Here is a 6,467-nt window from a genome sequence, read left to right on the forward strand (position 1 = left end):
GTCCCGAGCGGCCCCTGCCCGCAGGTCACCGCGGTACGCAGGTCACCGCGGTACGGATGTCACCGCGGCACGCGTGTCACTGAGGTACGGAGTCTCCCGGGAGGCGGTCCAGGGCGGCGGCGACATCGGTGCGGCCCGCGACCTCCCTGAGCGCGCGGGCCGTCACGGACTCCGGCTCCCGGACGACCGTCACCAGGCCGACCGGCACCGACCGCGCCGGCTCGGCCATCGGCACCGCCCGCATGCCGTGCGGCACCCCGAAGACGTGCAGCCAGGTGTGCGGCACGATGCTCGCCCACCGGCCGGTCCGCACATGGGCGAAGAGCGACGCCACCGAGTCCGTCTCGACCCGCGGCGAGGGCCGCACCCCCGCCTCCGCGAACACCTCGTCGAGCACCTGGCGCCCCTGCATGGTCCCGGTCAGCAGGCAGAGCGGCAGCCGCGAGGCCTCCTCCCAGGTCGCCGAGGCCCGCTGCGGCAGGGCGTCGGCGGTGCCGGTGAGGAGCACGTACCGCTCCTCGTACAGCGGCACCGCCTGGAAGTGGTCCGCGAGGCCCTTGTGCAGATACGTCACCCCGGCGTCGATCTCGAAGTTCCGCAGCTGCCGCAGGACGTCCTCCGACCGGAGGTCCGCCGCCACCTCCACGGTCACCAGCGGGTGCGCCAGGCAGAACGGCGCCGTGAGCAGGGCGACCGCGCCGGACGCCGTCGGCACCGCGCCGATCCGGATCCGGCCGCTCAGACCCGTACGCAGGGCACCGACCTCGCTCTTCAGGGCGTCACGGTCGGCAAGCAGCCGCTGCGCCCACACCACGATCCGCTCGCCCTCGGGAGTGAGGCCCTCGTACCGGCGGCCGCGCAGCACCAGCGGGACGTCGAGCTCGTCCTCCAGCTTCCGGATCGCCTCCGACAGGGCGGGCTGGGAGACGTGGCAGGCCTGGGCGGCGCGGGCGAAGTGACGCTCCCGCGAGAGGGCCACCAGGTACTCGAGTTGACGGAACAGCACCCCACGGGTCTACCGGACCGTCCACCGGAACGCCAATCGGCGCCGCCGTCACTTCACGGCCGCGGACCCGGCCTCCAGACGGTCGTCGCCGCAGTACACGTTCATCGAGGTCCCCCGCAGGAAGCCGACCAGGGTGAGCCCGCTCTCCGCGGCGAGGTCCACGGCGAGCGAGGAGGGCGCGGACACGGCCGCGAGCATCGGGATGCCGGCCATCACCGCCTTCTGCACCAGCTCGAAGGAGGCCCGCCCGCTCACCATCAGCACCGTCCCGCGCAGCGGAAGCAGCCCCGACCGCAGGGCGTGCCCGACGACCTTGTCCACGGCGTTGTGCCGGCCGACGTCCTCCCGCAGGCACAGCAGCTCGCCCTCGGCCGAGAAAAGACCGGCCGCGTGCAGCCCGCCGGTGCTGTCGAAGACCTTCTGCGCGGCCCGCAGCCGGTCGGGAAGCGCCGTCAGCACCTCGGGTCCGACGCGCAGCGGGTCCTCGGCGACGGACCAGGCGGCCGTCGTCCGCACCGCGTCCAGGCTCGCCTTGCCGCACAGGCCGCACGAGGAGGTCGTGTAGAAGTTCCGCTCCAGGGACGCGTCGGGGGCGGCCACACCGGGCGCGAGGACGACGTCCACCACGTTGTACGTGTTGCCGCCGTCGGACGTGGCGCCCGCGCAGTACCGGATCCCGGCCACGTCCCCGGCGGCGTGCACCACGCCCTCGCTCACCAGGAACCCGGCCGCCAGGTCGAAGTCGTCGCCGGGGGTGCGCATCGTCACGGTCAGCGGGCGCCCGCCGACCCGGATCTCCATCGGCTCCTCGGCGGCCAGCGTGTCGGGGCGGTACCCGGACTCGCCCTCCCGGACGCGCAGGACGCGCCGCCGCCGGGTCACGCGTCCCACGAGGTGCTCCCTGCGTCGTTCCGTACGGCGGCCGCCGTCTCGGTCACGGAGGCACCGGCCTGCTCCGGCACGGAGGTCCGGGCCTGCTCCGGCGCGGAGGCGCGGACCGGCTCCAGGCGGACCACCACGCCCTTGGACGTCGGGCAGTTGCTGATGTCGGCGACGCTGTCCAGCGGCACCAGGACGTTCGTCTCGGGGTAGTAGGCCGCCGCGGACCCCCGGCTCGCGGGGTACGCGACCACCCGGAAGCCCTCCGCGCGCCGCTCCCGCCCGTCGTGCCAGACGCTCACCAGGTCCACGAGCCGGCGGTCTTCGAGGCCGAGGGCTTCGAGGTCGGCCGGGTTGACGAGGACGACCCGGCGGGCGTCGTGGATGCCCCGGTAGCGGTCGTCGGGGGCGTACCAGACGGTGTTCCACTGGTCGTGCGAGCGCAGGGTCTGCAGCAGCAGGTGCCCTTCGGGGACGTGCGGCATCGTGAACGCGTTGCGGGTGAAGACGGCCTTGCCGCTCGGGGTGGGGAAGACCTCGCTGTTCACCGGGTTGGGCAGGTGGAAGCCGCCGGGCCGGGCCACCCGTGCGTCGAAGTCCTCGAAGCCGGGCACGACCCGGGAGATCCGGTCCCGGACGGTGCCGTAGTCGCGCTCGAACTCCTCCCAGGGGACGTCCGGTTCGTCACCGAGGGTCCGGCGCGCGAGACGCGCGACGATCGCGACCTCACTGAGCAGGTCGGGGGAGGCCGGCGGCAGCTTCCCCCGGGAGGCGTGGACGTCGCTCATGGAGTCCTCGACGGTGACGAACTGCTCGACGCCGCCCTGCACGTCCCGGTCGCTGCGGCCGAGGGTGGGCAGGATCAGGGCGGTGTCGCCGCAGACCGTGTGGGAGCGGTTGAGCTTGGTGGAGACGTGCGCGGTGAGCCGGCAGCTCCGCATCGCCTCCTCGGTGACCGCACTGTCGGGGGTGGCCCGGACGAAGTTCCCCGCGACGCCCAGGAAGACCTTCGCGCGCCCCTCGTGCATGGCGCGGATGCCGTTCACCGCGTCCAGGCCGTGGTGGGCGGGCGGGGTGAAGCCGAACTCGCGCCCCAGGGCGTCGAGGAACCTCTGCGGCATCCGCTCCCACACGCCCATCGTGCGGTCGCCCTGCACGTTGCTGTGGCCGCGCACCGGGCAGACGCCCGCGCCGGGCCTGCCGATGTTGCCGCGCGCCATCAGGAAGTTGACGATCTCGCGGATCGTGGGCACGCCGTGCTTGTGCTGGGTGACGCCCATCGCCCAGCACACGATGATCTTCTCGCTCGCGAGGACCCGCTCGAAGAGCGTCTGGATCTCCTCGCGGGACAGGCCCGTCGCCGTGAGGACGTCCTCCCACGAGACCTGACGCGCGTGCTCGGCGAACTCGGTGAAGCCGATCGTGTTCCGCTCGATGAAGCCACGGTCGAGGACCGTGCCCGGAGCGGCGTCCTCGGCCTCCAGGAGCAGCCGGTTCAGGGCCTGGAAGAGGGCGAGGTCGCCGCCGGCGCGGATGTGCAGGAACTGGTCGGCGATCGGCGTGCCGCGGCCGATGATCCCGCGGGCCTTCTGCGGGTGCTTGAAGCGCATGAGCCCGGCCTCGGGCAGCGTGTTGACGGCCACGACCTGCCCGCCGTTCCGCTTGGTCTCCTCCAGGGCCGACAGCATCCGGGGATGGTTGGTGCCCGGGTTCTGCCCCACGACGAACACCAGGTCGGAGTGGTGGATGTCGTCCAGGGAGACGCTGCCCTTGCCGATGCCCAGCGTCTCCGACAGCGCGGAACCGCTGGACTCGTGGCACATGTTGGAGCAGTCCGGCAGGTTGTTCGTGCCGTACGCGCGCGCGAAGAGCTGGAGGAGGAACGCGGCCTCGTTGTTCAGCCGGCCGGAGACGTAGAAGAGGGCCTCGTCGGGGGAGTCGAGCGCCTTGAGTTCGTCGGCGAGCAGACCGAGCGCCTCGTCCCAGCCGATCGGCTCGTAATGCGTCGCACCGGGCCGCTTCACCATCGGCTCGGTGAGCCGGCCCTGCTGATTGAGCCAGTAGTCGGACATGCCGTCGAGCTCCGCGATCGAGTGCTCGCGGAAGAAGTCCCGGGTGACGCGCCGCGAGGTGGCCTCGTCGTTGATGTGCTTGGCGCCGTTCTCGCAGTACTCGTTCATGTGCCGCTTGCCCGGCGCGGGCTCCGGCCAGGCGCAGCCCGGGCAGTCGATGCCCTTCGGCTGGTTGATGTTCAGCAGCGTCAGCGCGGTGCGCCTCGGGGACGTCTGGCCCAGGGAGTACTCCAGCGCGTGCGTCACGGCGGGCAGTCCCGTCGCCCAGGTCTTCGGCGGGGTGACCTTCAGATCGTCGACCGGGTCCTCGATGGCGCTCATGCTCTGCTCCGCCTCATTTCCTCGCGAATATCGGATTCTCGCCGCAGAGCAGATTCGGTCCCTTTCGGAGCAAAGTCAAAGAGATGTTCTCGATGAGCTGATAGGTGCGGCCTATGGCTCGGTTCCTGTGGCGGACAAGGGTGTACAAGCGATTTCTATCGCGTCATCGGTAATACCTCTTTGACTTGCCCGGAGAATTCGCCGAGGGTGATCAGGTCATGAATTCCTGTTCGCACCCCGCCCCGCTGACGGACCGATTCGGCCGGGTCAACGTCAGCCTCGACACCCTGCGCCCGGAGCGGTTCGCCGAGATCACCCGGCGCGACCGGCTCGCCGACGTCCTGGCCGGACTGCGCGCCGCGCGCGCCGCCGGCCTCGCCCCGGTCAAGGTCAACGCGGTCCCGGTCCACGGGGTCAACGACGACGAGGTCGCCGACCTGGCCGCGTTCGGCGCCGAGCACGGCTACGTGGTGCGGTTCATCGAGTCGATGCCGCTCGACGCGCAGGGCGCCTGGGACCGCGACCGCATGGTCACCGCCGAGGAGATCCTGCACCGCCTCGGCGAGCGCTTCGACCTGGCCCCCGTCGACCGGCGGGACAACGCCCCCGCCGAGGAGTGGCGGATCGCCGGCACGGACGCCGTGGTCGGCGTCATCGCCAGCGTCACCCGCCCCTTCTGCGGCGGCTGCGACCGGGTGCGGCTCACCGCCGACGGCCAGCTGCGCACCTGTCTGTTCGCCACCGAGGAGTCCGATCTGCGGGCCCTGCTGCGCGGCGGCGCCGACGACGCGGCCCTCGAAGCCGCCTGGCGGAGCGCGATCGGCGGCAAGGGCCCCGGACACGCCATCGGCGGCCCGGACTTCCGCCGCCCGGAACGGCCGATGTCGGCCATCGGAGGCTGAACGGATGAGTACGGCACCCATGGAGCGGATGAGTCCGTCTCCCATGGAGCGGACGAGCCCGTCCCCCATGGAACGGACGAGCACGCCACCCGGGAACGGCCGCACGGCGAGCCCGGGGTGCGGCGACCCGGCACGCCCCGCCCTCGCGTGGGAGCAGGCCAGGAACCTCGCCCGCGACAGCGCCGGGCCACCGCTGCCCGCCGTCACCCGGGACCTCCCCGACGCCCTCGGCCACGCCCTCGCCGAGCCCCTGAGGGCGCTCACCGACCTGCCGCCCTTCGACACCTCCGCGATGGACGGCTGGGCCGTGGCGGGAGCCGGACCGTGGCGGCCGCGCGGCGACGGCGTCCTGGCGGGGGAGGAGCCCGGACCGCTGGGCCCCGGCACCGCCGTACGCATCGCCACCGGCGCCCCCGTACCGGCGGGGGCGAGCGCGGTGCTCCGGCGGGAGCACGGGGAGATCGAGGAGGGGACCGGTCTGCTGCTCGACCGCTCGGAAGGCGCGATCGCCCCCGGGCGGGACGTCCGGCCCAGGGGGCAGGAGTGCCGGGAGGACGACGTCCTGCTGCCCGCCGGCACGACCGTGACCGCGCGCGTGCTCGGGCTCGCGGCCGCCACAGGGTACGACCGCCTCGCGGTGCACCGCCGGCCCGTCGTGGAACTCCTCGTGCTCGGCGACGAGTTGCTGGAGTCCGGCGTGCCCCGGCACGGCCGGGTCCGGGACGCCCTCGGCCCGCTCCTCGCGCCCTGGCTGCGCGGTTGCGGTGCGGAGGTCACCGGCCGCCGCCGCGTCCCGGACGACCTGGCACTGCTGCGCGCGGCCGTACGGGACTCCACCGCCGACGTCGTCGTCACCACCGGCAGCACCGCCGCAGGACCGGTGGACTTCCTGCACGCCGCCCTCGCCGAGCTCGGCGCCCGCCTCCTCGTCGACTCCGTCGCCGTCCGGCCCGGCCACCCGATGCTCCTCGCCGAACTGCCTCCGGCCGCCGACGGCAGGCCCCGCCACCTGGTGGGCCTGCCCGGCAACCCGCTGGCCGCCGTCGCCGGCACGGTCACCCTCGCCGTACCCCTGCTGCGAGGCCTCGGCGGGCACAGGGCCCCCGAGCCGCCCCGTACCGTCGCCGCCGCCGCGCTGCCCCGGCACCCACGGGACACCCGACTGCTTCCCGTACGCCGCACGGACCGGGGAGCGGAACCGCTGCCGTTCGACGGCCCCGCGATGCTGCGGGGTCTCGCGTGCGCCGACGGCCTCGCCGTCGTCCCGCCCGGCGGGGTGGCCGCCGG

At 73.4% G+C, this 6,467-nt stretch carries 4 protein-coding genes and 1 pseudogene; 2 read left to right on the plus strand and 3 right to left on the minus strand.

Annotated features, from left to right (window positions below; genetic code table 11):
• Positions 1–76 precede the first annotated feature (76 nt).
• The 3 genes from CCN56_RS01695 to CCN56_RS01705 are packed head-to-tail and all read right to left on the minus strand — an operon-like array spanning position 77 to position 4,278.
• Complete coding sequence (locus CCN56_RS01695) at positions 77–1,006, minus strand: LysR family transcriptional regulator (RefSeq protein WP_086822540.1); 930 nt, start codon at positions 1,004–1,006, stop codon at positions 77–79.
• A gap of 48 nt (positions 1,007–1,054) precedes the next feature.
• A complete protein-coding gene (fdhD, locus tag CCN56_RS01700) occupies positions 1,055–1,897 on the minus strand; it encodes a formate dehydrogenase accessory sulfurtransferase FdhD (protein ID WP_086822543.1) in 843 nt (280 codons plus the stop codon).
• Positions 1,885–4,278, minus strand: a complete 2,394-nt coding sequence (locus CCN56_RS01705; protein WP_256961656.1) for an FdhF/YdeP family oxidoreductase — start codon at positions 4,276–4,278, stop codon at positions 1,885–1,887. Before CCN56_RS01705 ends, fdhD begins: the two co-directional genes overlap by 13 nt.
• A 263-nt stretch (positions 4,279–4,541) precedes the next feature.
• On the opposite strand from CCN56_RS01705, the pseudogene CCN56_RS01710 reads away from it, so the two are divergent.
• Positions 4,542–5,180 (plus strand): annotated as a pseudogene (locus tag CCN56_RS01710) (GTP 3',8-cyclase MoaA); the annotation flags it as partial.
• A gap of 4 nt (positions 5,181–5,184) precedes the next feature.
• On the plus strand, positions 5,185–6,467 hold a 1,283-nt coding region (locus CCN56_RS01715; protein ID WP_256961657.1), incomplete at its 3' end, for a molybdopterin molybdotransferase MoeA.

The sequence above is a fragment of the Streptomyces sp. NRRL B-24572 genome (genome assembly GCF_002156145.1).
GTDB lineage: Bacteria > Actinomycetota > Actinomycetes > Streptomycetales > Streptomycetaceae > Streptomyces > Streptomyces vietnamensis.